Below are 24,981 nucleotides of genomic sequence, written 5' to 3'. Positions count from 1 at the left end.
GCGGTTGAAGATGCTTCCGCGACCAGAAGCACCCGGGGTATGTCCCCGCCGTTGCCGGCAGGGACGAAAAACTCAGTCCACGTACAGCGAGCTGACCGACTCGCCGAAGGCGATGCGGCGCATCGTTTCGGCCAGCATTTCCGCCACGCTCAGCTGGCGGATCTTGCTGCACACCCGCGCGGCGTCCTTCAGCGGGATGGTGTCGGTCACCACCAGTTCGTCGAGCTGGGAATTGGTGATGTTGTCCACCGCCGGGCCCGACAGCACCGCGTGGGTGCAGTAGGCGGCGACCTTGAGCGCACCGCGCGCCTTCAGGGCAGCGGCAGCGGCGCACAGGGTGCCGGCGGTATCGACGATGTCATCGACCATGACGCAGGTCTTGCCTTCGACGTCGCCGATGATGTTCATCACGGTGGAGACGTTGGCGCGCGGGCGGCGCTTGTCGATGATCGCCAGGTCGGCGTCATCCAGGCGCTTGGCCACCGCACGGGCGCGGACCACGCCGCCCACGTCCGGCGAGACGACGATCAGGTTCTCGGTGCCGTAGGCGCGCCAGATGTCGGCCAGCAGCAGCGGGGACGCATACACGTTGTCCACCGGAATATCGAAGAAGCCCTGGATCTGGTCGGCGTGCAGGTCGACGGTCAGCACGCGATCAGCGCCCGCGGTGCTGAACATCTTGGCCGCCAGCTTGGCGGTGATCGGCACGCGCGAGGAGCGCATGCGGCGATCCTGGCGCGAGTAGCCGAAGTACGGCACCACGGCGGTCACGCTGGCCACCGATGCGCGCTTGAGCGCGTCGATCAGCACCAGCAGTTCCATCAGGTTTTCCGCGCTCGGCGCGCAGGTCGGCTGGATCACGAACACGTCCTGCTTGCGGACGTTCTCTTCGATCTCCACCTGCACTTCACCATCGGAGAAGTGCGAGACCAGCGCCTTGCCCGGGCGAACCCCCAGTTCCTTGCAGATGTTCTGCGCCAGACGTTTGTTGGCGTTGCCGGAAAAGACCAGCAGGTTCGGGGACTCTTGCATCATGATTGTCTCGGGCGGGGACGAGTGGCGGGGATCCGGGGGCGGCAAGGACCCGGATGGACCCTTGCTGCTGACAACACCGCGGTTGTTTCCACGTCCCGCGCGGGCGATGCGCTGGAAGGCGCGGACACAGCCGCTATTGGCAGGGGCGGTAGGATTCGAACCTACGAATGCCAGGATCAAAACCTGGTGCCTTGGGCCTCTTGGCGACGCCCCTGCATTGATAAATCAGTGTTGCTCGAGTGCATCCAGCAGTGGCGAACGCGCAACGCCCGCTGCCACCCTTGCCCGCAACTCCTTCGGCAATTTCGACCGTCCCTGCTCTGCAGCAGACTGCGACGCGAATTCGACGAAACAACCACTTCCCGAACCGGTCAGCCGCGCCGTGCCGATGTCGCTCAACGCGGCAAGCGCTGCCTCGACGGCAGGCTCACGGCGGCGCAGCACCGGCTCGAACGCGTTCCCGACCAGGGTCCCGGAAGCGAAGTCCTCTATTTTCGCCACTGGGCTGTCGCGCGTCAAATCCGGGTCTGCAAACAGGGCCGGCGTGGGAACATGAACGCCCGGTTCAACCACCACATACCAGGCCGGCGCCAGCGTGATCGGCTGCAGGCGCTCGCCCACCCCTTCGGCCCAGGCGTTGCGGCCGCGCACGAACACCGGCACGTCGGCGCCCACGCGCAGGCCCAGCGCGGCCAGGGCATCTTCATCCAGGCCGGCATGCCAGAGCCGGTTCAGTACCACCAGAACGGTGGCCGCGTCGGACGAACCGCCGCCAAATCCACCACCGGCAGGAACGTGCTTTTCGACGATGATGTCAGCACCTTGCGCAACCTTCGCCGCTTCCTTCAGCATGCGTGCGGCGCGCACCGCCAGATCATCGGCCTCGGCCACGCCGGCCAGGCCCTCGCCCTGCCGGCGCACCTGGCCGTCTTCACGCAGGCGCAGGCCGATGCGGTCCCCCCAGTCCAGCAGGCGGAACACGGTCTGCAGTTCGTGGTAGCCGTCGGCCCGGCGGCCGGTAATGTGCAGGAACAGGTTCAGCTTGGCCGGGGCCGGCCACCAGGACCAGCCCGCGTCGTCGACTGCCCCGCTCATGGCGTGCCCTGCCCCCACTCGTCCACCAGCAGGCGCACCTTGGCGTCACCGTTGCTGGCCTCGATCCGGCGCGGCAGCGCCGGCCGTCCGGCGTCGGCCGGGTACCAGTCCAGGTACTGTACCTGCCAGCCCATCTGCTGCATGCGGCGGGGCCGGCCTTCGCCGTCGCGTTCGACCGTCTCGGGGCCGGCGGTGTCGCCGGCCACCAGGCCACGGATCCACTCCGGCAACTGGTTGACCGGAATGTCCCAGCCGGTCGCTTCCAGCAACAGCTGCTGGGCGTCCTCGCCGTCGCGCGGACCGCCTGCCAGTCCTTCCAGGCGGCCAGCTTCGGAATGGGTGTCACCGGTCAGCTTCCAGCTCTGCCGGGTCACCGGCGCGCTCAACTCCACCACGTAGCGGCGGCCTTGCTGCTTCCAGTCGATGCGACCGCTGCCGCCGTCCTTGCCCTTGCTGACCGCGACCCGGCCCTGGAAGGCCCAGTCCGGCTGTGCATGCAGGGCGGCCACGCGCGCCGCTTCGGCCTGCGCCGCTTCGGCCGAGACCGTCTCGACCACCGCCGGTGGCGGGGTCTTCTGCGTGCCCACGCTGGTACAGGCGGTCACCGCCAGGGTCGCAGCCGCCAACAGCAGCGGCCGGATCAGGGAAACACTCATGGATTGAATTTCTCGCGGGCGCGCAGCAGCGCGCGGTTTTCAGGGTCGAGCTTGGCCGCTTCGTCGAAGAAGTGGCGGGCCTCGTCATGCTTGCCCAGCACCCACAGCACCTCGCCGACATGGGCGGCGATCTCCGGGTCCTTGGCCAGGGTCCAGGCCCGGCGCAGCTGCACCAGCGCTTCGTCCTTGCGGCCCAGGCGATACAGCACCCAGCCATAGCTGTCGACGATGGCGGCGTTGTCCGGCTCGGCGACGCGGGCGCGGTCGATCAGCTCCAGCGCCTCCTGCAGGCGCCCGGTACGGTCAGCCAGGGTGTAGCCCAAGGCATTCAGGGCCGGCACGTTTTCCGGGTCGGTCACCAGGATCTTGCGCAGGTCGGCCTCGGCGCGCGGAATATCGTCACGACGCTCCCAGGTGAGCGCGCGGGCGTACAGCAGGCCATTGTCATCCGGGTAGGCGGCCAGGCCGCGGGCCAGCGCATCCAGCTCGCCAGCACTGTCATCGCCGCGCTGGCGCAGCTCGGCCTCCAGCAGATACGCGTCACGGCGCACATCATCATCGACCACCGCGTCGGACTGGATCGCGTGCACCTCATCCAGTGCCTGCGGCAGCCGTCCGGCCAGGGCCTGGGCGTTGGCCGCACGCAGGCGCGCCTCGCTCAGCTCATCACCGCCGGGCACACTGTGGTACCACTGCACCGCCTCGGGATAGCGCTTCAGGTATTCGGCGATCTTGCCCAGCAACAGGCGCTGCGCGGGGTCCGGCTTGGCCGCCTGCCGCGACAGTTCGTTGTAGAGGTTGGACAGCGCCGCCTTGTCGCCCTGCTTGGCCAACAGTGAAGCGCGCATGCCCCAGGTCTGCACATCCTGCGGGCCGAATGCCAGTACGCGCTCGGCCGCAGCCGGTTGCCCCAGGCTGTCGTAGGCGATGGCCACCGCATTGCGCAGCTCGGGGTCCTGCCGTGTCTTCGGCTCGACGTCGTGCAGCAGCGACAAGGCCTTGTCGGTCTCGCCCGCCTGCTGCAGCTGGCTGGCACGCAGCAACGCTACGCGCGGTTCTTCGGGGAAGCGCCTGACCACTTCTTCGATCATGCGCCGCGCCAGGTCGGGCTTGTCCATGCGCAGGGCGAGGCGGCCGAACTCCTGCCAGGCCTCGATCTTCGGCGGAATCGCATTGGCATCGACCAGCTCGCCGAGCACCTGCGCCGGCACCGCCGGGTCGCGGCCACCGCCGATCAGCGCGGCCAGGGCGAACTTCCAGCCGCGCTCGTCGGGGTCGGCCAGCAGCGCCTGCAATTCAGTGCGGGCGGCCTTCACATCGCCCTGGCGCATGGCCAGCGCACCGGCGGCGCTGCGCATGGTCAACGAACGCGGGGCGCGCTGCTGCCACAGGGCCAGGCCCTTGGCGGCACTGGCGTCATCATTGGCAAGCATGGAGATACGGGTCGCGCGCTCGGCCAGGCCAGCGTCGCCGTCGGTCTGCTGCGCGGCCTGCAGGTACCAGCGCGCGGCCTCGGCCAGCTTGCCGGCCTGCAGGGCGAACTCACCGGCCATCACCGGCTCCAGCGCCAGTTCCCCGGTGGCCGCGGCCCGCACGGGGGCCTTGGCCGGCACCGCCGCCAGGGCCTGGGCGCAGGCCAGGGACAGCAGCAGAACACTGGGGATGCGAATCAATGCGGGCATCGTCGGCATCGGGGCCTTAAAATGTCGTCCAATGGCCAGCAGCTTATCGCAAGCAACTGAACAATGACCCTGTGGGTGCTCGGACTGAATCACCAGACCGCACCGGTAGAGCTGCGCGAGCGCGCGGCCTTCGCCGGTGAGGCGTTGCCGCGTGCGCTGGGCTCGCTGCGCGATACCCCGCAGATCGCCGAGGCGGTCCTGTTGTCGACCTGCAACCGCACCGAGCTGTACGCCGTGGCCGAGTCGGCACAGGCGCTGGACCAGTGGCTGCGCAGCCAGGCCGGCGACCTGCAGGGCTATCTGTACCAGCATGCCGATGCCGAGGCTGTGCGCCACCTGTTCCGGGTCGCCACCGGGCTGGACTCGATGGTGCTGGGCGAACCGCAGATCCTCGGCCAGGTGAAGGACGCCTGGTCGACCGCGCGCGACCATGGCCTGCTCGGCCAGCGCCTGGACCGCCTGTTCCAGCAGACCTTCTCGGTGGCCAAGCGGGCTCGCACCGATACCCAGGTCGGTGCCAACCCGGTATCGGTGGCGTCGGCCGCGGTGCGCCTGGCGCAGAACGCGTTCGCCCGGCTGGACGACTCCACCGTGCTGCTGGTCGGGGCCGGCGAGACCATCGAGCTGGCTGCACGGCACCTGAGCGAAGGCAAGGTGCGGCGGCTGCTGATCGCCAACCGCACCCTGGCCCACGCGCAGGAACTGGCCAGCCGCCATGGCGGCGTGGCCCTGCCGCTGACCGAACTGGACCGCCACCTGGGCGAGGCCGACGTGGTGTTCTCGGCCACCGCCGCGCGCGAGCCGGTGATCCATCGCGAGATGGTGGCCAAGGCCCTGCGTGCACGCCGGCACAAGCCGATGCTACTGTTCGACCTGGCCGTTCCGCGCGACATCGAAGCCGAGGTCGGCACGCTCAACGATGCCTTCCTCTACACCGTCGATGATCTGGAACGCGCGGTGGAAGACAACCGTCGTGGCCGCCGCGAGGCCGCCGCCGAAGCCGAGGCGATCATCGACCTGCAGGTATCGCGTTACGTCGAGACCCAGCAGGCCAGTGCCCATCAGGCGCCTTTGCGGCAGCTGCGTGCGTTCGGCGAGGCCACCCGCGCCGAGTTGCTGGAGCGCGCACGCCAGCAGCTGGCCAACGGCAAGCCCGCCGACGAAGTGCTGGAACTGCTGGCCCACGGCCTGACCAACCGCCTGCTGCACCCGCCGACCGCCGCACTGCGCGCCGCCGCGCTGAGTGGCGATGCCGACCTGACCCGCGCCGCCGAGCGCCTGTTCCCGGCCACGCCGGGCTACCGCCACCCACCCGTGAGACCCGATGACGCCGACCCTGCGCCGTAAGCTGGAAGCGCTGGCCGAGCGCCGCGAAGAACTGGAACGCCTGCTCGCCGAACCCGATGTGGTCGCCGACAACACCCGTTTCCGCGACCTTTCGCGCGAATTCGCCCAACTGGAGCCGGTCGCTGCCGCGCTCGCCGATGAAGCCCGTGCCAAGGCCGACCTGGCCGCCGCCGAAGGCATGCGTGCCGACCCCGATCTGCGCGAGCTGGCCGACGAGGAAATCGCCGCCGCCCAGGCGCGCCTGCAGGAGCTGGAACAGGAACTGGCCCTGTTGCTGGTGCCGCGCGATCCGCGCGACGAAGGCAACCTGTTCCTGGAAGTACGCGCCGGTACCGGCGGCGACGAAGCCGCGATCTTCGCCGGCGACCTGTTCCGCATGTACGCCCGCTATGCCGAACGCCAGGGCTGGAAGGTCGAGATCGAATCGGACAACCCCGGCGAGCATGGCGGCTACAAGGAAGTGGTGGCACGTGTGGTCGGCCGGGGTGCGTTCTCGCGCCTGAAGTTCGAATCGGGCACGCACCGCGTGCAGCGCGTGCCGGCCACCGAATCGCAGGGCCGCATCCATACCTCGGCCGCCACCGTGGCGATCATTCCCGAGGCCGACGAAGTCGATGACATCGTCATCAATCCGGCCGACCTGAAGGTGGATACGTTCCGCTCGTCCGGCGCCGGTGGCCAGCACGTCAACAAGACCGAGTCCGCGATCCGCATCACCCATGTGCCAACCGGCGTGGTGGTGGAGTGCCAGACCGAGCGCAGCCAGCACGCCAACCGCGACAAGGCGATGAAGCGCCTGAAGGCGCAGCTGCTCGATGCCGAGCGCCAGCGCCAGGACGCGGCACAGGCCGAGTCGCGGCGCCTGCAGGTCGGCAGCGGCGATCGCAGCCAGCGCATCCGCACCTACAACTTCCCGCAGGGCCGGATCACCGACCACCGCGTGGAAGGCCTGACGTTGTACGACCTGCCCAACATCCTGGCCGGTGACCTCGACCCGCTGCTGCAGCGGCTCAGCCACGAACACCAGGTCGACGCCCTGGCCCAGCTGTCGGCGGGCTGAGCACGATGACGGCCTGGCAGCAGCGGCAGCACCTGCAGCAGGCGATCGCACGCCAGCCCGGCGACTTCGTCGCCTGGGTGATGCTGGCCGACCTGGAACTGGAAGCCGGCGACATCGCTGCCGGCGAGCAGGCCGCACGACACGCCCTGCAACTGCGCCCGAACCACCCCGAAGCGCTGGCGCGGCTGGGCCGCGTGGCGTGGATGGCCGGCGCGCACACCGACGCGGCGAAGCTGCTCGGCCAGGCCTCGGCATTGGCCCCGCAGCACCCGGGCATCGCGCTGTGGCTGGGGCATGCGCTGGAAGATGCCGATGATGCCGAAGGCGCAGCAGCGGCCTATCGCCGCGCGCACGCGCTGATGCCGGGCGAACCCTACATCGCGGCCCAGCGCCTGGCCTGGCAGCGCCGCCTGTGTGACTGGCAGGACGTGGACACGCTGGCTGCGCAGGTACGTGCCGCGCTCGCTTCCGGGCAGGGTGCAGTGGAACCCTTCGCCTTCCTCAGTGAAGACGTAAGCGCTGCGGAGCAGTTGGCCTGTGCGCGCGCACGCGCGGCGGTCGTTGCGTCGGCGGTGCGCCCCCTTCCTGCAGTGAAGGTTCGCGAGCACGGCGCGTTGCGCGTCGGCTTCCTCTCCAATGGCTTCGGCGCCCATCCCACCGGGCTGCTGACCGTGGCCCTGCTCGAACACCTGCGCCATGACCCGGCGCTGCAGCTGCACCTGTTCGCGCTGAACCGCGCCGATGGCAGCCGCATCCGCGAACGCCTGCAGGCTGCGGCCCGCCTGCATGACGTGGCCGCACTGCGGCATGCCGACATCGCGGCCCGCATCCGTGCACAGGGCATCGACCTGCTGTTCGACCTGCGCGGCTGGGGGGGCGGCGGCACGCCCGAAGTGCTGGCCATGCGCCCGGCCCCGTTGCAGCTGAACTGGCTGGCCTACCCCGGCACATCGGGTGCGCGCTGGCTGGATGCCGTGGTCGCCGACGAATTCGTGCTGCCGGCATCGCTGGAACGTCACTTCAGCGAACGCGTCCTGCGCCTGCCACGTGCCTTCCAGCCCTCGGACAACACCCGCGTACTGGAACCGGCACCGTCCCGCGCCGAGTGCGGGCTGCCGGAACACGGCGTGGTGTTCTGCTGCTTCAACAACAGCTACAAGCTCAACCCGCGCAGCATGGGCCGCGCCTTCGCAGTGCTGCAGGCCGTGCCCGGCAGCGTGCTGTGGCTGCTGTCCGGGCCCGGCAAGGCCGATGCGCGCCTGCGTGCGGCCGCGCAGGCCGCCGGCCTGGATCCGGCGCGCCTGGTGTTCATGGCCAAGCTGCCGCATCCGCAGTACCTGGCCCGCTATCACCTGGCCGACCTGTTCCTCGACACCCATCCGTACAACGCGCACACCACCGCCTCCGATGCGCTGTGGGCCGGCTGCCCGGTGCTGACCTGCCCGGGCGATACCTTCGCCGCGCGCGTGGCCGGCAGCCTCAACCATCATCTGGGTCTTTCGCGGATGAACGTTGCCGACGATGCGGCGTTCATCGCCACCGCCAGCGCGCTGGGCAACGACCCGGTGGCGCTGGCAGCGTTGCGTGCCGAACTGGCGCAGGCACGCGAAGACAGTGGTGTATTCGACATGGCAGGTTTTGCCCATGACTTTTCCGCCCTGCTGCAGACGCTGGCGGGCGAGCAAGGCTGGCAGGGCGTCGACACCCCCTGAGCAACCCGTGCGCTACGCTCCGGCTTCCTCCCCGCGTGGTGTGACGATGGCCAAGCTCAAGCGCAAGGACTACGACGAACTGCTGCTGCCGCTGCAGCTGGAACTGACTGCAATGGCGCGCTGGGTGCAGTACAGCGGGCAACGCCTGCTGGTGCTGTTCGAAGGCCGCGATACAGCCGGCAAGGGCGGCGCGATCCAGGCCATCAGCCAGCATCTCAACCCGCGCCAATGCCGGGTGGTGGCGCTGCCCAAGCCCACCGACCGTGAAGCCACGCAGTGGTACTTCCAGCGTTACGCCGCGCATCTTCCCGCCGCCGGCGAGATCGTGCTGATGGACCGCAGCTGGTACAACCGCGCCGGTGTTGAACGGGTGATGGGCTATTGCAGCGAAACCGAGTACCAGCAGTTCCTGCGCCAGGCGCCGGTGTTCGAACAGCTGCTGGTGGACGACGGCATCCTGCTGTTCAAGTACTGGTTGTGCGTGGACCAGGAGCAACAGGAAAAGCGCTTCGCCGAACGCCATCTCGATCCGCTGAAGGGCTGGAAGCTCTCACCGGTCGACCTGAAATCGCGCAGCAAGTACAGCGCGTACACCGAGGCACGCGAGGCGATGCTGCGCGCGACGCATCGCGAGGCGGCGCCGTGGACGCTGGTGGACTTCAACGACCAGCGGCTGGGGCGGCTGACGCTGGTGCGCAACCTGCTGGACCGGTTGCCGGACACGCGGGTGGATGCGCCGTTGCCGGAGCTGCCGAAGCTGAAGGGCAAGCTGCATCGCGAGCACTACGATGTGCTGAAGCCGATCGAGGATTTCCCGGTCGAGGATTAGGGTGGGTCGGGAGGGCCTGCGGCCCTGCACCTGCCGAAGCCAGAGCAACGGCAACAGCAACAGCAACGGCGGGCTTCCTGAGGGATGGCGGGGCGGGTCCGGGTGCGGGGGGCGCTGCAAGTACGTCCATGTAAGCTCGGTCGCCGCATCCATGCGGCTCACGCCCCCGCACCCGGACCCACCCCGCCTTCGACAGATTTCCGCGATCTGTCGTTGATCCACACCATGCGTGGATGCTCTTCGAATTCAATTCGAAATATTCGATTTGTCTGGAGAATCATCCACGCATGGCGTGGATCTACCAGACATGAGGAATCTGTCAGAGGTGGGGCGGTGTCGGAGTGCGGGGTGTCAGCCGCATGGATGCGGCTGCCAAGCCTACATGGACGTACTTGCGGCCTCCCCGCACTCCGACACCGCCCCGCCATCCCACGGATAGCCCGCTGTTGCTGTTGCTTCGGCTGTTGCTGTTGCTGCCGGCCAGCGGCCGGCACTACCGCGGGTGCAGGGCCGCAGGCCCTGCCGACCAACCCACTACTTGGCAGCCGCGATCTGCTTTTCGATGTCGGCGGCGGTCACCGGGCCAAGGAACGTGTGCGCCAGCTTGCCCTGCGGGTCCAGCAGATGCGTCAGCGGCAGGCCACGCGGCGTGGCGAAGTCGGCCGGCGGATCGAACGGGTCCACGATCACGATCGGATAGGTCACCGGATGCTTGGCCAGGAACGACTGCATCTCCGGCACTTCAATGTCCTCGTAGGCCAAGCCGACCACTTCGATGTTGCTACGCATCGCATGCAGGGCCGACAGCTCGGGCATTTCCTTGCGGCACGGCGCGCACCAGGTGGCCCAGAAGTTCACCACTACCCACTTGCCGCGATGCGCGGCCAGGTCGTAGTCGCTGCCATCCACCGCCTTCATCTTCAGCGTCGGGAACTCGGCGGTGGTGCGCTCGGCCGGGGTTTCCTCGACCGGTGCCGGCGTGCTCGGCGTCGGTGCCTGCGCCGGTGGCTGGCTGCTGGCCGGTGCCGGCTCTTGGGCCGGTTTGCAGGCCGCCAGGGCCAGCAGCAGGGTCAACGGGAGCAGTAGCGGCAACGACGTCTTGCGGGTCATGGGGTGTCTCCAGAGTCGGTATAGATATCACTGACCTTGCGCTTCAGGCGTTCGCGCAGGGGCAGTCGCAGGTCATCCAGCGCCGCCAAGGCGGCACGGCCCAGGCTGTCGTCGCGGTACGGGAGGTGCTGCTCGGCTACCGGGATGCGCAGCTGGGTGCATTCGTACAGATCGGCCAGGCTGACCTGGTCCAGGTCGCGTGACAGCAGCCACTCGCCGCGCTCATCGCGGCGCAGCAGGTCGATCTCCTGCAGGTTGCAGATCAGGTCCTGCAGCAGTGAATCGGTCAGCATCGGCTCCAGCCGCAGGATCTCGTCATCGGCCAGGCCTTTGCCCTTGGCCCGTGCATGCTGGAAGCGGCCAAGCAGGCGCAGCAGCCCATAGAACTCGTACCCCTGCGGCAGGCGCAGCTCGACCGGCTGGTAGCGGAAGGCGGCCATCGAGGAGGCCAGCGACGCACCCAGCAGCACCGCCACCCAGCACAGGTAGATCCACAGCAGCAGGATCGGCACGAAGGCGACCGTGCCATACAGCTTCTGATAGGACTGGAAGCTGCCCAGATACGCGCCGATGCCCCACTTCACCAGTTCAAGGATGACCGCCGCCAGGATCGCGCCGGGCACGGCATGCCGCCATTTCACCGTGTGGTGCGGTACCACGCGGAACATCAGCGTGATACAGACGAACTCGATCAGGATCGGTGCCAGCCGCAGCGCCAGTTCGGCCAACCAACGGCCCTCCTGGGTACCGAACAACGGCATCGCGAACACCCTCGCCGATACTGCCAGCGATGCGGCGGCAAGCATCGCGCCCAGGGTCAGCACGGTCCAGTAGACCAGGAAGCGGGTCAGCTTGGGCCGGCTCGAGCCGACCCGCCAGATCTGGTTGAAGGTCTCTTCCACGCTGTTGAGCGTGATCAGCAGTGAGGCGACCAGTGCGATGAAGCCGGCGGCCGTCAGCTGGCCGGCACTCGCCGAAAACTGCCGCAGGTAACCCTCGGCCGCGCGCGCAGCAGAGGGCACGAAGTTGGAGAACACGTAGTCGCTGAGCTGATCGCTCCAGCGGTCGAAAACGGGAAAGGCCGAGAGCACGCCGAATACCACGATGGCCAGCGGCACCAGCGCGAACACCGTGGTGTACGCCAGCGCCGCCGCTGCCTGGAACAGGCGGTCGTCGAGGAAGCGATGCCACAGGAAGCGGCCGAAACTGATGGCCCGTGCGCGATCCCGCGCGCGCTCCATCCACAGGTTGAGCGTATCCAAAGGTTCCATCGGTGGAAGGGTACCCGATGCGGAATGCTCGCAGGATAGCCATACTGGTGGCCACACGACGAGGAGAAGCGGGCACGATGGGCGAGATTCTGGTGCTGTATTACAGCCGGGGCGGTTCGGTGGCACGGCTGGCGCGCCAGATCGCGCGGGGCATCGGCGAAGTGCCGGGCATGACCGCGCGCCTGCGCACGGTGCCGCCGGTGGCCGCAGTGACCCAGACCGCGCAGCCGCCGGTACCCGAAGATGGCGCCCCCTATGTAAGCGTGCAGGACCTGGTCGAATGCCAGGGCCTGCTGCTCGGCAGCCCGACCCGCTTCGGCAACATGGCCGCGCCGGTGAAGCATTTCCTGGATGGGCTGGGCGCCGAATGGGTCAATGGCACCCTGTCCGGCAAGCCGGCCGGCGTGTTCACGTCCACCGCATCCATGCATGGCGGCCAGGAATCGACCCTGCTGTCGATGCAGGTGCCGCTGCTGCACCATGGCTGCGTGATCGTCGGCATCCCGTTCACCGAACCGGCGCTGAGCCATACCACCAGTGGCGGCACACCCTATGGCGCCAGCCACGTAGCCGGTGCCGCCGACGACCCGCAGCCGACCGACGACGAAGCCGTGCTGGCGCGCGCGCTGGGGCGCCGGGTGGCCGGCATCGCGCAGCGGTTGGCCCGATGAGCGCCGCGCCGCGCACGGTCCTGCTGCTGGCCCTGATGGGGCTGGCCGCGCTGTTCGCGGGCTGGTTCATCAATGACAAGCACTGGCTGGCGACCCAGCTGGTGTTCACCGCACCGCCGCTGGCGCTGGCCATCGCCGTGCGCCTGGGCTGGCGCAAGGCCGGATTCTGGGCCTCGGTACTGGCGCTGGGCTGGTTCAGCCACGGCGTGATGAGCGCCTGGAGCCACCCGGAAACGCGCTGGCTGTCGCTGATCGAGATCGCGCTGGCCCTCCTGGTGATCTTCAGCGCCAGCCTGCCCGGCCTGCGCGCCCGCTTCGGCAAGCAACGCTGACGCTGCGCCCGCTGGGTCGTATCATCTGCATTCCTGGCCCCGCGCCGCAGTACCTGTCCTGGTTTCGCGCATGCACATGATGGAAGAGCTCCTGGTCGTCACCACCGGTGGCACGATCGACAAGATCTACTTCGACGACAAGTCGGACTACCAGATCGGCGATCCGCAGATCGGCATGATCCTGCGCGAGCTGGGCGTGACGTTCCGCTTCAACGTGATTCCGATCCTGCGCAAGGATTCGCTGCACATCAACGATGAGGACCGCGAACTGATCCGCGCCACCATCGCCGCGCAGCCGACCCGGCACGTCCTGGTGACCCACGGCACCGACTCGATGGTGCACACCGGCAAGGTGCTGGCGACGATCCCCGACAAGACCATCGTGATGACCGGCGCACTGAGCCCGGCACGCTTCCGCGGCTCGGATGCCGAGTTCAACATCGGCTGCGCGATCGGTGCGGTGCAGTCGCTGCCGAGCGGCGTGTACATCGCGATGAACGGGCGGATCTTCGACCCGCAGCACGTGCGCAAGAACGTGGCTGCGAACCGCTTCGAGTCGGTCTGAGGAACCGCGTGCCGACCAAGGTCGGCACCTGCCAGAGCACTGTCCTTGTAGTGCCGGGCCATGCTCGGCAACGGCGTGCCAGCGTGGCACAACGGTCGGCAGCCGGAGCAGCCGAGCATGGACTCGGCTCTGCAGAAGCGAAAACGCCCCGGCCGAAGCCAGGGCGTGCCCTTGGAGAGGGACTTGGGCTCAGTACTGGGCGTTGAGGGTCACGCCCGAGAAGGTGCTGTAGGCCTTCACCCGCACATACCATGTGCCGGCGGCAGGGCTGTTGATGGTGCAGGTCTCGCTGTTGCCACTCAGGTACGGACGGCAGGTGTAGCTGGTATCGGTCGGGGCACTGCCCTGGCGCACGTACAGGTCGGCATCGCCGCTGCCGCCACTGATCGTCACGCGCAGCTGGCTGCTACCGGCCGGAACGGCGACGGTGTAGTTCAGCTCGGCACCGGTTGCGGCGCCCAGGCCGGTCACCGGCACGTTGTTCTGCAGCACGTTGCCACCCGGGTTCGGGTTGCCACCGCCGTTGATCGCCGCAGCCACGGCCGCGTTGGCGTCGACGATGCCGGCGCCGCAGCCACCCGAGCAGGCGCCCGGCAGCGGGCGTGCAGTGCTCTTGATGATGCTTTCGACCTGCGCCGGGCTCAGCGGGCTTGGCGCGACCGACTGCATCAGCGCAACCACGCCGGCCACGTGCGGCGCCGCCATCGAGGTGCCGTTGTACGACGCGTAGCTGGCGCTGCCAGGCGTGGTGGTGCCGGTGTTGAGGGTGGACAGGATGCTCTGGCCCGGTGCTGAGATGTCGATGCCGGTGCCGTAGTTGGAGAAGCTGGCACGCGCACCGGCCGAGGTTGTGGCCGCCACGGCAATCACGTTCGGGCAGTTGGCCGGCACCGACGAGGACACGTTGGTGTTGCTGTTGCCGGCGGCGACCACCACGGTGGTGCCACGGCTGACCGCGCCGTTGATGGCGTTCTGGTAGGTGGTGGAGCAGCTGCCGCCACCCCCCAGCGACATGTTGATGACTTCGGCCGGATTGGCGTTGGCCGGCACGCCACTGACGGTGCCGCCAGAGGCCCACACGATCGCGTCGGCGATGTCGGAGGTGTAACCGCCGCACTTGCCCAGCACGCGCACCGGGACGACCTTGGCATTGAACGCAGTACCGGCCACGCCGGTGCTGTTGTTGGTCACCGCAGCCACAGTGCCGGCGACGTGGGTACCGTGCCAGCTGGAGTTGGAGGCCGGGATGCCCGAGCCGCACTCGTTGGCGCCGTACCAGTCGCCCTCGTCATTCGGGTTGTTGTCGCGGCCACCGCCATCGCGCGCCATCGCGGCATCGCTGATGAAGTCATAGCCAGGCAGGATGTTGGCGTTGAGATCGGGATGGTTGGTGATGCCGGTATCGATCACGGCCACCACCACGCCGGTGCCGGTAGCCTTGTCCCAGGCCGGCTGCACGTTGATCGACGCGTTGGAGGTACCGAAGCCCCATTGCTCGCTGAAGCGGGCGTCATTCGGGGTCAGCGTCGCACGCATGATCTGGTCGACTTCGACGTATTCCACGTTCGGGTCGGCGGCGAGCTTGCGCATCAGCAGCTCGGATTCGGCCTGGTCAAGCGGCCGATCGGTCCTGACCAGGGTCGGGCCAACGGCCAGCTTGCGGACCTCCTGCAGGCCCAGCGCGCGGCCCTGGCTGCTGGCCAGGCCGGCGGCGGCACTCTTCAGCGAAGAGGCCAGTGCGGTGGTGTTGGCCACCGGCGCACTACCGTCGCGGTACTTCACGATGAAGCGCTGGTGCGTCGGCGCGGACTGCAGGCCGCTGAGCTGGACGTCACCGGCCAGCGCAGGCGTGGCCAGCAGCAGCGATGACAGAACGGACGCACCAAGGACCACCCACACTCGACGCACACGCGGTTGCGTTACCTGGGACATCGTATTTCCCTTTCTTGTGGTGTGAATGCCGGAATCGGCAGAAGCACCGGCCCGAACCCTGGGCTGGCTTGCGTTGGCGAGGTTCGAAGTCCGGCGAGTCAGCGGATCCCCCTAACGATCCGCCGTGCAGATGACGCTAATGGCCGAAACCGGACACCACAAGATTTTCAGCGTCTTTTCAGCAAGATGAAATGTTCGTTCTGAGACTTTTCGGGTCGAAGGTTTGTGAAGGTGAAGGAACTTTCTCGTGCCCTGCACAGACCTGACTGGGTCGTCACGTGTCCTGGAATGACTTTGCCGACATCGGCGTCCACCGATCCGGGGTCAGATCCCTTTTCACGCGGAAAGGGATCTGACCCTTGGCCTGAAACGCAGAAAGCCCGTCGCGGGGACGGGCTTTCCAGAAGCGCAGCCGGGCGCGGGCTCGGCTCTACGATTCGATGTGGGCGATCAGCCCAGCTTGACCAGCCAGTTGTGGCGGTCCGGCAGGCGGCCATACTGGATATCGGTCAGTTCCTTGCGCAGCGACATGGTGACTTCACCGGCCGGCGCGTTGATGTCGCCCACCGAGAAGCCCTCGCCCTTCAGCTGGCCGATCGGGGTGACCACCGCGGCGGTGCCACAGGCAAACACTTCGCTGATCGCACCGGAGGCGACGCCGTCCTTCCACTCGTCGATGCTGACCTTGCGCTCTTCGACCTTCATGCCACGGTCGCGGGCCAGCTGCAGGATGCTCTCGCGGGTGATGCCCTCGAGGATGCTGCCCGACAGTTCCGGGGTGACCAGCGTGCCGTCCTTGTAGACCAGGAACACGTTCATGCCGCCCAGTTCTTCCAGGTACTTGCCTTCGACCGGGTCGAGGAACAGCACCTGCGAGCAGCCCTGTGCCTGCGCCTTCTGCTGCGGGAGCAGCGAGGCGGCGTAGTTACCACCGCACTTGGCAGCACCGGTGCCGCCCTTGGCCGCACGCGCGTACTCGGTGGACAGCCAGATCGACACCGGGGCAACGCCCTTGGCGAAGTACGGGCCGGCCGGGCTGGCGATGACGTAGTAGCCGGCCTTGTGGGCGCCGCGCACGCCGAGGAAGGCCTCGTCGCCGATCATGAACGGACGGAAATACAGGCTCGACTCATCGGCCGAAGGCACCCAGTCACTGTCGACGGCGATCAGCTGCTTCAGCGATTCGACGAAGATCTCCACCGGCAGTTCCGGCAACGCCAGGCGCTGCGCCGAACGCTGCAGGCGACGGCCGTTGGCATCCGGGCGGAAGGTCCAGATCGAACCGTCGGCGTGGCGGTAGGCCTTGATGCCTTCGAAGATTTCCTGGCCGTAATGCAGCACTGCGGCGGCCGGGTCCAGCTGCAGCGGGCCGTAGGCGCGCACATTGGCATTGTGCCAGCCGGCATCCTTGTCCCAGCGCACTTCCACCATGTGATCGGTGAAGTGCAGGCCGAAGCCCGGCTTCTCCAGGATCTTGGCGCGCTCTTCAGCGCTGCGCGGGTGGTCCGAACGGGTGACGGCGAAGCTGGGGATGGACTGGGACACCGGAGGATTCCTGTTCTGGTTGCGGGTAGTGCCGGGCCCGCGTCACTGCGGGCCCTGGGTCAAAGCATGCCGGTCTCTAGCCGGGCCGCCTCGGACATCATGTGCTGGTTCCACGGCGGGTCGAACACCAGGTCGACGTCGGCCTCGGCCACCGTCGGGATCATTTCAAGCTTGCTGCGCACGTCGTCGACCAGGATCTCGCCCATGCCGCAGCCCGGGGCGGTCAGGGTCATCTTCACGTCGATCTCGCGCTTGCCCTCATCCAGGTGCTTGATCTCGACTTCATAGACCAGGCCCAGTTCCACGATGTTGACCGGAATTTCCGGATCGAAGCAGGTGCGCAGCTGCTGCCACACCAGCTGCTCCACCTGTTCATCGGTGGCGTCGGCCGGCAGCTCGAGCGGCGCCGGTGCCTCCTTGCCGATGGCATCGCCGTCCTTGCCGGCGATGCGGAACAGGTTGCCCTCGACGAACACCGAATAACTGCCGCCCAGCGCCTGGGTGATGTACCCATAGCTGCCGGCAGGCAGGGTCACGGTATCGCCCTGCGGGACCATCACGGCCTCGCAATCGCGTTCGAAGTGGACAGGTTCGCTGCTACGGGAATACATGGGGACCGATATGGGGCCGTGGCTGAGGCCACGCAAGACGGCATTCTAGCCCAGCCGCCCCCGCACCGCCGGTGCACTGCGGCAAACCACAGTATCCTGTGGGTGATCTTCTGGGAGCTTCGATGTCCTCCAATGCCGCGCGTGCCAGGACCGTGACCTGGCTCTGGCCCCTCATGCTGCTGCTGGGCCTGTTTGTCGCTCCCCTCGCCTGGATGGTCCTGGCGCTGATGACCGGCCGGCAGGTCGGCTGGATGGCGGTGCTGGCCGCCCTGGAACTGGTGTTCATGCTGCGCCTGGGCACGCTGGGCCCAGGCCGGCTGCGCGTCGCCCTGGTCGTGCTCGGCACCCTGCTGGTGGCCGCCGTGGCCAACTGGGCCATCGCCAGCGCCTGGATGGGCGGCTCGATCGGCCTGGACCTGTGGGATGCCACCACGCGGATGGGCCCGCACCTGGCCTGGACCCTGATCAGCCTGGCCAATGGCGCGGTGGAATGGCTGTGGCTGGCCGTGGCCGTGGCCGTAGGTGCCTGGCTGGCGCGCTGAGCGCGCAGATCCACGTCACGCGTGGATGAGGGTAGCGCCGGGCCATGCCCGGCGAGCGCAGCGGTCCGCACGAAACGCCGCCGGGCATGGCCCGGCGCTACCGGTACGGCCTCAATGCCCGCCGTCGAGCGCCTTCAGTTCGCTCACCAGCGAGGCCGCCGCTTCGGCGCCGTCGCCATAGAGCATGCGGGTGTTGTCGGCGTAGAACAGCGCATTCTCGATGCCGGCAAAGCCGGTGCCCTTGCCACGCTTGATCACCACCACGTTGCGCGCGTTGACCACGTCCAGCACCGGCATGCCGTAGATCGGGCTGGCCGGGTCGGTCCGCGCCACCGGATTGACCACGTCGTTGGCACCGATCACCAGCACCACATCGGTATTGGCGAATTCGGGGTTGATGTCGTCCATGTCGGCAATCAGGTCGTAGGGCACGCCGGCCTCGGCCAGCAGCACGTTCATGTGTCCGGGCATGCGCCCGGCCACCGGGTGGATCGCGAACTTCACTTTCACGCCGCGCTGGCCCAGCCGCTGCGCCAGTTCCCAGATCTTGTGCTGGGCCTGTGCCACCGCCATGCCGTAGCCGGGCACGATCACCACGCGCTCGGCAAAGGCCATCATCGCCGCGACGTCCGACGCTTCGATGGGCTTCTGCGCGCCGGTGATCGCCTGTGCCTCGCCTCCGGCACCACCGCCGAAGTTGGAGAACAGCACGTTGCGGATCGGCCGGTTCATCGCCTTGGCCATCAGCCGGGTCAGCAGGATGCCGGCCGCGCCGACCATCATGCCGGCGATGATCAGCGCCTCATTGCCCAGCACATAACCTTCGAAGGACACCGCCAGGCCGGTGAATGCGTTGTACAGCGAGATCACCACCGGCATGTCGGCGCCACCGATCGGCAACGTCATCAGCACGCCCAGTGCCAGCGCCAGCACGAAGAAGGCGACGATTGCCGAGGTGTTGAGCGTGCTGGCCGCGATGATCGCCAGCACCGCCACTACCAGTGCCACCATCAGGTTCATCACCTGCTGGCCGGGCCAGGTCACGCGCTTGTCCAGTCGTCCGTCCAGTTTGGCCCAGGCGATCACCGAACCGGAAAGCGAGACCGCACCGATCGCCGCGCCGACCACCGCCAGCAGCAGCACCATGCCCGACGGCTGGCGCGCGGCCAGGTCGGCCAGCGCCTGCTCGCTCCAATGGCGGGTATCGCGGTTGGCAAGGAAGGCATAGCGCAGCAGTTCCACCGCACCGATCGCCGCGGCCGAACCACCGCCCATGCCGTTGTACAACGCCACCATCTGCGGCATGTCGGTGATGGCCACCTTGCCGGCCGACCACCAGGCCAGGCCCGCGCCCAGCAGCAGTGCCACCAGGATCAGCGGCACGTTGTGCAGTTCAGGCAGGAAGAAGGTCGCCACCGTGGCCAGCAGCATGCCCAGCCCGGCCCAGCGGATGCCGCTGCGCGCGGTCAGCGGCGAAGCCATGCGCTGCAGACCCAGCAGGAACAGCGTGGCGGCGACGAGGTAGCTGGCCTTGACCAGCCAGTCGAGCAGTTCGACGGTGCTGATGTTCAACCCTGTGGCTCCTTCGGTTCGTCCCTGCCGCCCTTGGGCGCGCTCGGCTTGAACATCTCCAGCATGCGCGCGGTGACCACGTAGCCACCGGCGGCATTGCCGGCACCGAGCACCACGGCAAGGAAGCCCAGCGCCTTTTCCAGCGGCGTCTGCGCGTGCCCCAGCACCACCATCGCGCCGATCAGCACGATGCCGTGGATGAAGTTGGAACCCGACATCAGCGGGGTATGCAGGATCACCGGCACCCGCGAAATGATCACGTGGCCGGCGATGGCCGCCAGCATGAAGATGTACAGCGCTACGAACCCGTCACTCACTGGCAACGCTCCCGCTCTGTCTTCGTCGGCCCATCATAACCACGGGCTGAACCCGGCGCGCACCCGGCGTCAACCGCGGTGACGCTCACGCGTTGTCGATGGTGACCCCGAGCGAGGAACCGTACCCTGTGCTGGTGAGCAGCCCCGTCCCCCCGAGCGCCGACACCGATGCCCTGCCAGCATCGCTGGAGGCGTTCCTGGCCAGCGTCGGCCCGCGCGCGTTCCGTTTCGCCGAGGCCGGCCTGCGCCAGCGCGAAGACGCCATGGACGCGGTTCAGGACGCGCTGATGCGCATGCTGGACTACGCCGACAAGCCGGCGGCCGAATGGGCGCCCCTTTTCTGGAGCATCCTGCGCCGCCGCGTGATCGACCTGCAGCGCCGGCGCCGTTTCCGCCTGCCGTTCTGGCGCGACAACCAGGACGCCGACGGAGGCGGAATCGACTGGGCCGACCCCGGCCCGGACCCGGCGCAGGCGCACGAACAGCGCCAGCAGTACCAGCACCTGGTGCAGGCCCTGCGTACCCTGCCCGCACGCCAGCGCGAGGCCTTCACCCTGCGGGTGCTGCAGGACCTGGACGGAACCACCACTGCCCGCGCCATGGGCTGCAGCGAAGGCGCGGTAAAAACCCATCTGGCACGCGCCCGGCAGGCGCTGCAGGACTACCTGGAGACTCACCCGTGAACCGCTCCCTGCCCTCCGATGACATGCTGCGCAACCTGCACGCGCAGTCGCTGCAGGCGCTGTCGCCGGCCACGCTGGCACGGTTGCGCCAGGCCCGCCACGGCGCCAGCGCGGCGCGTCACGGGCGCTGGCGCTGGTGGCTGGCCAGCGCCTGTTCTCTGGTGGTGGCGCTGGGGATCGGCCTGCAGTTCAGCGGCCACAGCCCCCTGTCGCCCGCCGTGCCGGCACCGGTGCTGGCCTCGGTGGAAGACAACAGCGTGCTGTACGACGAAAATCCCGATCTGTACCTGTGGCTGGGCGATACCGACCTGGCGATGGAGTGAACCATGTCCCGACTGCATACCCTGCCGCTGCTGTTGACCCTGTTGCTGCTGCCGGCCTTCCCGGTATTGGCGCAGAACGCCGCGCCCGCCCCTGCCGCACGCCCCGCGCCAGCCCCACCGTTGCCGGCCTGGGAACAGTTGAGTGAAGCGCAGCGGGAATCCTTGCTGGCGCCGCTGCGCGACCGCTGGAACAGCGCCGATGCCGGCCAGCGCCAGCGGATGCTCTCGCATGGCCAGCGCTGGCAATCGATGAGCCCGGAGGAACGCGACAAGGCCCGCCGCGGCCTGCGCCGCTTCGAGCACATGAGCCCGGAACAGCGTGAGCAGGCCCGGGCCCTGTTCGGTCAGATGCGGGATCTGCCGCCCGCGCAGCGCGACGCACTGCGCGAGCGCTGGTCGCAGATGACGCCGGAGCAACGCAAGGACTGGGTGCGGGAGAACCCGCCGCCGGCGAAGCCACGGTAAGCCTTCGGGATACCAGGGTCAGATCCCTTTGCCAGAGGCAAAGGGATCTGACCCCGTATCACTCACGCCTGCCAGCGCGTCTTCGCCAGCAGTTCGTCGTCCCAATCGAAACCGAGCTGCCCGTCGCGCACGAACAGCGCAACGAAGTTGAGCAGGTTCCGTGCATACATCTCGCTGGCCTGGGTCGCGCCGCGGCTGGCCAGGCCCAGCGGACCGTCGATGGTCACGCCCTGGTGTTCGATGCACTGCCCCGGCAGGGTCAGTGCGCAGTTGCCGCCGCTTTCCGCTGCCAGATCAACAATGACGCTGCCGGTGGCCATGCCTTCCACCATCGCAGCGGTCACGATGGTCGGCGCCGGGCGGCCGGGTACCGCAGCCGTGCAGATCACCACGTCCACACTGCGCAGGTGGTCGGCCAGCCGACGCTGCTGCTCGGCGCGCTCGTCATCGGTCAGCGCCCGCGCATAGCCTCCCTCGCCCGCCGCGCTGACCCCGAGGTCGAGGAAGCGTGCACCCAGTGACTGGATCTGCTCGCGGGTTTCCGGGCGCACGTCGAAGCCTTCCACCTGTGCACCGAGGCGGCGCGCAGTGGCGATGGCCTGCAGGCCCGCCACGCCGGCACCGATCACCAGCACCTTGGCCGGCCGCACGGTGCCGGCCGCAGTGGTCAGCATAGGGAAGAAGCGCGGCGCGCGTTCGGCGGCGATCAGCGCCGCCTTGTAGCCGGCCATGCCGGCCTGCGAACTGAGGACGTCCATCGCCTGCGCACGGGTGGTGCGCGGCAGCTGCTGCAGCGGGAACAGCTGCAGGCGACCATCGGCCGCCAGCGCGGCCAGCGCCGGATCGCTGGCCGGGGCCAGCAGGCCGACCACGCTGGCGCCGGGCTTGAGCTGTTCCAGCACCGCCGCAGGGGGGGCCTGCACGCACAGCAGGATATCGATCTCGGCCCAGCGGCCCGCGTCGAAGACGCGTGCACCGGCATCGTCATAGGCGGCGTCGGTGAAACCAGCGGCCAAACCCGCGCCCGCCTCATACCAGACGGCAATGCCCAAGGCCCCGAGCCTGCGCGCGGTCTCCGGCGTCAGTGCCACGCGCCGTTCGCCCGGCGCGGTCTCCTTGATCCCCAGCAACGCCACGGCCATGCAGGTCCCCGCTGATCGGTGAGTTTCCCGATCCTAGCAGGCAGCACCCGCTCAGTGCAGCGTGGCGCTGCCCGGGTCGAGGCGATCGATCACGCCCTGCATGGCGCTGTCGAAGGCGCCATCATCAACGTGGGCACGCAGGCGGCCCAGCCGCATCATCACCGCCAGCTCTTCCGGCGAGGCCACGCAGAAGCGCACGCCGCGACGGTTGACGAACAGCAGGCGCGAGGAAATCGGGCTGACCCAGGACAGCTTGCCCGCCTGCACCTTGCCATCCTTGTCGACGAAGTCCAGCCAGTTGCCGATTTCCATGCGGCGGAAGCGGTCGGCATCGGCGTTGTCGAAATCGTCGGCGTCAATCTGCCCGCCAAGCTCAACCGCCGGCGATTCAGCCACTGGCGGCGCCGGCAAGGCAACCTGCGGCAGCTCCGGCAGCGCACGCTGCAGTTCCGGCCGCGATTCGGCGATGCCCTGCAGGGTGTCATGCAGGGCATCGATGGCGGCGGTTGCCGCATCGCCGTGCACGCCGACGCTGGCAAACACCTTGGCCAGCACCGGCTGCCAGGCCTGCAGCCACGGCTTGCCGACGATCTGGCGGCGGGCCTCGGCCACTTCCTCCAGCAGGCCATCGCCAAGGCTCAATGCCTCGGCCACCGACGCGCCTTCTTCTCCCTCGCGCAGCAGCGCCAGGGTGAGATGATGCTGCCACGGCTGGCGCAGGAACTCGGCAATGGCCGGCGGCAGCGTGGCGTCACCGATGCGGCGGTCCAGTTCCGCACCGGCCCGGCTGCGGGCCATTTCCAGCTTTTCCTGGCCGCGCTGCGTTTCTGCGGCACGGCGCTCGGCGATTTCCACGCGGCGGCGATGCTGCACCAGGAACTCGCGGAATTCCTCTTCCAGGGTCAGGAAGATCGCCAGGTTCTCGTTGAACTCGGCCACCAGGCGCTCGATGATCTCTTCGACCTTGGCCATCAGCATGCGCTCGGCCTGGCTCTCGCCGGTGTTGCCCTCGCAGGCCTCGGCCAGCGAGTTGAGCAGCTTGCGCGCCGGGTGGGTCTTCTGCACGAACATGCGGCGGTCGAGCATGGCGACCTTGACGAAAGGCACCACCAGGCGGCCGATCAGTTCGCGCGAGCGGCCTTCCAGTTCACGCTCGTCCAGCATCACGTCGAACAGCATGCCGACCAGGTCGATGGCATCCTCATCCTGCGGGTCCAGCCGGGTCTGGCCCGGATCGACGCCAAGCTGGGTGGCGCTGGACAGCACTTCGCTCTTCAGGCGCTGCGCCAGCGATTCGCCGTCCTCGCCGATGGCCGCGCGCAGGGTGGCGCTGGGCGTGGCCTGCAGCAGCGACAGCACCGACATCATTTCGCGCTGGCTGAGCGGGCGCTGCTGGCCAACCGCCACCTGTGCCGCAGACGTAGCGTCCTCACGCACGTGGCGGGTCTGCTGCAGCAGCTCGTGCAGCGCTTCCAGCAGCATGCCCTGCTGGCCAGCGTAGGCCTCGCCGGTGGCGCCATCATCGCCGCCGAGGTGCTGCTGCATATGCCCGCGGCGCTCGGACCAGCGGGCGGCGAAGCGCTGCGCCCAGGCCGGTGCGGCCTGCTCGTCATCGCTGAACCCCGGATCGACGCCCGCGCCGTGGCGATGCTCGACCAGGTCATCCAGCATCCCGGCCATGCGCGGATCCGGTGCCGGCGGTTGTGGGCGCTGCGGAGCCCCCATCTGCGACATCACGCCGGCTGCGGCCAGCTGCTCGTCCAGCTTCTCGTAGATGCGACCGACCGGTGCACGCAGGTCGCGCTCGCACAGCTTGATCAGCACCAGATGCACTTCCGGGGCCAGTTCACAGCCGGCAAAGGCTTCGTGGATGGCCACGCCCAGGTGTTCGGGGCTGATCGGGTTGTGGTCCGCGTCCAGTTCCGCGCCGCCGATCAACCGGCCCAGGCGGCGATCCAGCCGCGCCAGAACCGGCTTGAAGTCACGCAGCAAGACAGTGGCGAAATTGCGCACCGCCAACCGGGATTCCAGCACATGCTCGGCCAGCAGGCTGAGCCCATCCTCGGCCGGCCCGGACAGGGTCGCCTCGGCTGACAGCGGCTCACCCGCCGCCAATGCGGCCCAGGCCTGCTGCAGGTGGCCTGCGAAAGCGGCCGCGATGTCCTCACGGCGGCGGCGCAGTTCGCGCATTGCGTCCAGGAACAGCAGCTGTGACGAGCCGGCATTGCCGGCGCGGTCGAACAGGGCATCGTCGAAGCGCGCCAGTGCCGCCCCGAAGGCCTGGCACAGCGCGGGCAGGACCATGTCCCGGGCACGCTGGAGCTGGGCCGGGTCATGGCCCGGCGATCCCATCGGTGTGGGCACGCTCATCATTCGGGAAGGCTCCCCACCTTCTCTGGTACGACAGACAGCATGGACATCGCGGTTTCCGGCACACCCCATGTACCGGAACGTCGATGGTAGGCCGGCCAGCCCGTCACGGAC

Annotated in this window: 24 protein-coding genes and 1 tRNA gene; 11 read left to right on the top strand and 14 right to left on the bottom strand. The window is 68.3% G+C overall.

The window, feature by feature from the left end:
* Window positions 1–72: 72 nt before the first annotated feature.
* The 5 genes from AC5P7X_RS10685 to AC5P7X_RS10665 form a co-directional block, all read right to left on the bottom strand.
* Window positions 73–1,032: a ribose-phosphate diphosphokinase gene (locus AC5P7X_RS10685; RefSeq protein WP_005415400.1), complete on the bottom strand. Its 960-nt coding sequence runs from the start codon at window positions 1,030–1,032 to the stop codon at window positions 73–75.
* 140 nt (window positions 1,033–1,172) lie between these two features.
* A tRNA-Gln gene (locus AC5P7X_RS10680) sits at window positions 1,173–1,249 on the bottom strand.
* A gap of 11 nt (window positions 1,250–1,260) precedes the next feature.
* Entirely contained in the window at window positions 1,261–2,130 is an 870-nt protein-coding gene (ispE, locus tag AC5P7X_RS10675) for a 4-(cytidine 5'-diphospho)-2-C-methyl-D-erythritol kinase (RefSeq protein WP_495214793.1), read from the bottom strand.
* Window positions 2,127–2,786, bottom strand: coding sequence for a lipoprotein insertase outer membrane protein LolB (gene lolB, locus AC5P7X_RS10670; RefSeq protein WP_372485469.1), 660 nt, complete (start codon window positions 2,784–2,786; stop codon window positions 2,127–2,129). Before lolB ends, ispE begins: the two co-directional genes overlap by 4 nt.
* Window positions 2,783–4,468 carry a tetratricopeptide repeat protein gene (locus AC5P7X_RS10665; protein WP_329843562.1) on the bottom strand — a complete coding sequence of 562 codons (1,686 nt, stop codon included), beginning with the start codon at window positions 4,466–4,468 and terminating at the stop codon, window positions 2,783–2,785. The genes lolB and AC5P7X_RS10665 overlap by 4 nt, the downstream gene beginning before the upstream one ends.
* A 63-nt stretch (window positions 4,469–4,531) precedes the next feature.
* On the opposite strand from AC5P7X_RS10665, the gene hemA reads away from it, so the two are divergent.
* The 4 genes from hemA to ppk2 are packed head-to-tail and all read left to right on the top strand — an operon-like array spanning window position 4,532 to window position 9,416.
* Window positions 4,532–5,815: a glutamyl-tRNA reductase gene (gene hemA, locus AC5P7X_RS10660; RefSeq protein ID WP_005415395.1), complete on the top strand. Its 1,284-nt coding sequence runs from the start codon at window positions 4,532–4,534 to the stop codon at window positions 5,813–5,815.
* The gene (gene prfA / locus AC5P7X_RS10655; RefSeq protein ID WP_005415394.1) at window positions 5,793–6,875 is read left to right on the top strand and encodes a peptide chain release factor 1; all 1,083 of its coding nucleotides are present in this window, start codon (window positions 5,793–5,795) and stop codon (window positions 6,873–6,875) included. Before hemA ends, prfA begins: the two co-directional genes overlap by 23 nt.
* Before the next feature lie 5 nt (window positions 6,876–6,880).
* Window positions 6,881–8,587 carry an O-linked N-acetylglucosamine transferase, SPINDLY family protein gene (locus AC5P7X_RS10650; RefSeq protein ID WP_495214790.1) on the top strand — a complete coding sequence of 569 codons (1,707 nt, stop codon included), beginning with the start codon at window positions 6,881–6,883 and terminating at the stop codon, window positions 8,585–8,587.
* Window positions 8,588–8,633: 46 nt separating this feature from the next.
* Window positions 8,634–9,416, top strand: a complete 783-nt coding sequence (ppk2, locus tag AC5P7X_RS10645; protein ID WP_005415392.1) for a polyphosphate kinase 2 — start codon at window positions 8,634–8,636, stop codon at window positions 9,414–9,416.
* Window positions 9,417–9,950: 534 nt separating this feature from the next.
* On the opposite strand, the gene AC5P7X_RS10640 is transcribed toward ppk2, so the two are convergent.
* On the bottom strand, window positions 9,951–10,526 hold the full coding sequence (locus tag AC5P7X_RS10640; protein ID WP_053501043.1) for a TlpA family protein disulfide reductase: 576 nt from the start codon (window positions 10,524–10,526) through the stop codon (window positions 9,951–9,953).
* A complete protein-coding gene (locus AC5P7X_RS10635; protein WP_005415390.1) occupies window positions 10,523–11,797 on the bottom strand; it encodes a YihY family inner membrane protein in 1,275 nt (424 codons plus the stop codon). The genes AC5P7X_RS10640 and AC5P7X_RS10635 overlap by 4 nt, the downstream gene beginning before the upstream one ends.
* Before the next feature lie 77 nt (window positions 11,798–11,874).
* On the opposite strand from AC5P7X_RS10635, the gene wrbA reads away from it, so the two are divergent.
* The 3 genes from wrbA (at window position 11,875) to AC5P7X_RS10620 (ending at window position 13,365) form a co-directional block, all read left to right on the top strand.
* A complete protein-coding gene (gene wrbA, locus AC5P7X_RS10630; RefSeq protein ID WP_053501045.1) occupies window positions 11,875–12,468 on the top strand; it encodes an NAD(P)H:quinone oxidoreductase in 594 nt (197 codons plus the stop codon).
* Window positions 12,465–12,800 carry a DUF2069 domain-containing protein gene (locus AC5P7X_RS10625; RefSeq protein WP_171958465.1) on the top strand — a complete coding sequence of 112 codons (336 nt, stop codon included), beginning with the start codon at window positions 12,465–12,467 and terminating at the stop codon, window positions 12,798–12,800. Before wrbA ends, AC5P7X_RS10625 begins: the two co-directional genes overlap by 4 nt.
* A gap of 79 nt (window positions 12,801–12,879) precedes the next feature.
* A complete protein-coding gene (locus AC5P7X_RS10620) occupies window positions 12,880–13,365 on the top strand; it encodes an asparaginase domain-containing protein (protein WP_053501049.1) in 486 nt (161 codons plus the stop codon).
* A 189-nt stretch (window positions 13,366–13,554) separates the two neighbouring features.
* Here AC5P7X_RS10620 and AC5P7X_RS10615 read toward each other — a convergent pair whose 3' ends face one another.
* The 3 genes from AC5P7X_RS10615 to sufT form a co-directional block, all read right to left on the bottom strand.
* Window positions 13,555–15,297 (bottom strand): S8 family peptidase, encoded by a 1,743-nt coding sequence (locus AC5P7X_RS10615; RefSeq protein ID WP_329843622.1) that lies wholly within the window; start codon window positions 15,295–15,297, stop codon window positions 13,555–13,557.
* 450 nt (window positions 15,298–15,747) lie between these two features.
* On the bottom strand, window positions 15,748–16,842 hold the full coding sequence (locus AC5P7X_RS10610; protein WP_005412326.1) for a branched-chain amino acid aminotransferase: 1,095 nt from the start codon (window positions 16,840–16,842) through the stop codon (window positions 15,748–15,750).
* 59 nt (window positions 16,843–16,901) lie between these two features.
* Window positions 16,902–17,453: a putative Fe-S cluster assembly protein SufT gene (sufT, locus tag AC5P7X_RS10605; protein ID WP_005415385.1), complete on the bottom strand. Its 552-nt coding sequence runs from the start codon at window positions 17,451–17,453 to the stop codon at window positions 16,902–16,904.
* A 122-nt stretch (window positions 17,454–17,575) separates the two neighbouring features.
* Between sufT and AC5P7X_RS10600 the strand changes: the two genes are divergently transcribed.
* Window positions 17,576–17,995, top strand: coding sequence for a membrane protein (locus AC5P7X_RS10600; protein ID WP_032953950.1), 420 nt, complete (start codon window positions 17,576–17,578; stop codon window positions 17,993–17,995).
* 111 nt (window positions 17,996–18,106) lie between these two features.
* On the opposite strand, the gene AC5P7X_RS10595 is transcribed toward AC5P7X_RS10600, so the two are convergent.
* Together AC5P7X_RS10595 and AC5P7X_RS10590 are read right to left on the bottom strand one after the other, a co-directional pair.
* Window positions 18,107–19,567 (bottom strand): NAD(P)(+) transhydrogenase (Re/Si-specific) subunit beta, encoded by a 1,461-nt coding sequence (locus tag AC5P7X_RS10595; RefSeq protein ID WP_053500486.1) that lies wholly within the window; start codon window positions 19,565–19,567, stop codon window positions 18,107–18,109.
* Window positions 19,564–19,884, bottom strand: a complete 321-nt coding sequence (locus tag AC5P7X_RS10590) for an NAD(P) transhydrogenase subunit alpha part 2 (protein WP_171958463.1) — start codon at window positions 19,882–19,884, stop codon at window positions 19,564–19,566. The genes AC5P7X_RS10595 and AC5P7X_RS10590 overlap by 4 nt, the downstream gene beginning before the upstream one ends.
* 98 nt (window positions 19,885–19,982) lie before the next feature.
* On the opposite strand from AC5P7X_RS10590, the gene AC5P7X_RS10585 reads away from it, so the two are divergent.
* Genes AC5P7X_RS10585 through AC5P7X_RS10575 form a run of 3 tightly spaced genes read left to right on the top strand, consistent with a single transcriptional unit; the run spans window position 19,983 to window position 21,355 of the window.
* Window positions 19,983–20,567 carry an RNA polymerase sigma factor gene (locus AC5P7X_RS10585; RefSeq protein ID WP_171958462.1) on the top strand — a complete coding sequence of 195 codons (585 nt, stop codon included), beginning with the start codon at window positions 19,983–19,985 and terminating at the stop codon, window positions 20,565–20,567.
* Complete coding sequence (locus tag AC5P7X_RS10580) at window positions 20,564–20,890, top strand: hypothetical protein (protein WP_053500490.1); 327 nt, start codon at window positions 20,564–20,566, stop codon at window positions 20,888–20,890. Before AC5P7X_RS10585 ends, AC5P7X_RS10580 begins: the two co-directional genes overlap by 4 nt.
* Window positions 20,891–20,893: 3 nt before the next feature.
* Window positions 20,894–21,355: a DUF3106 domain-containing protein gene (locus AC5P7X_RS10575; RefSeq protein WP_053500492.1), complete on the top strand. Its 462-nt coding sequence runs from the start codon at window positions 20,894–20,896 to the stop codon at window positions 21,353–21,355.
* A 62-nt stretch (window positions 21,356–21,417) separates the two neighbouring features.
* Here the strand turns inward: AC5P7X_RS10575 and AC5P7X_RS10570 are convergent, their stop codons facing one another.
* Together AC5P7X_RS10570 and pacR are read right to left on the bottom strand one after the other, a co-directional pair.
* Window positions 21,418–22,497, bottom strand: coding sequence for an NAD(P) transhydrogenase subunit alpha (locus AC5P7X_RS10570; protein WP_005415378.1), 1,080 nt, complete (start codon window positions 22,495–22,497; stop codon window positions 21,418–21,420).
* Window positions 22,498–22,548: 51 nt separating this feature from the next.
* A complete protein-coding gene (gene pacR / locus AC5P7X_RS10565; RefSeq protein ID WP_495214788.1) occupies window positions 22,549–24,870 on the bottom strand; it encodes a PacR family protein in 2,322 nt (773 codons plus the stop codon).
* Window positions 24,871–24,981: the final 111 nt, after the last annotated feature.

The sequence above is a fragment of the Stenotrophomonas sp. YJH_SMC_53 genome, assembly GCF_059369995.1.
Note: the sequence above shows the minus strand (reverse complement) of the source record. Positions and strands in the feature narration are given on the sequence as shown.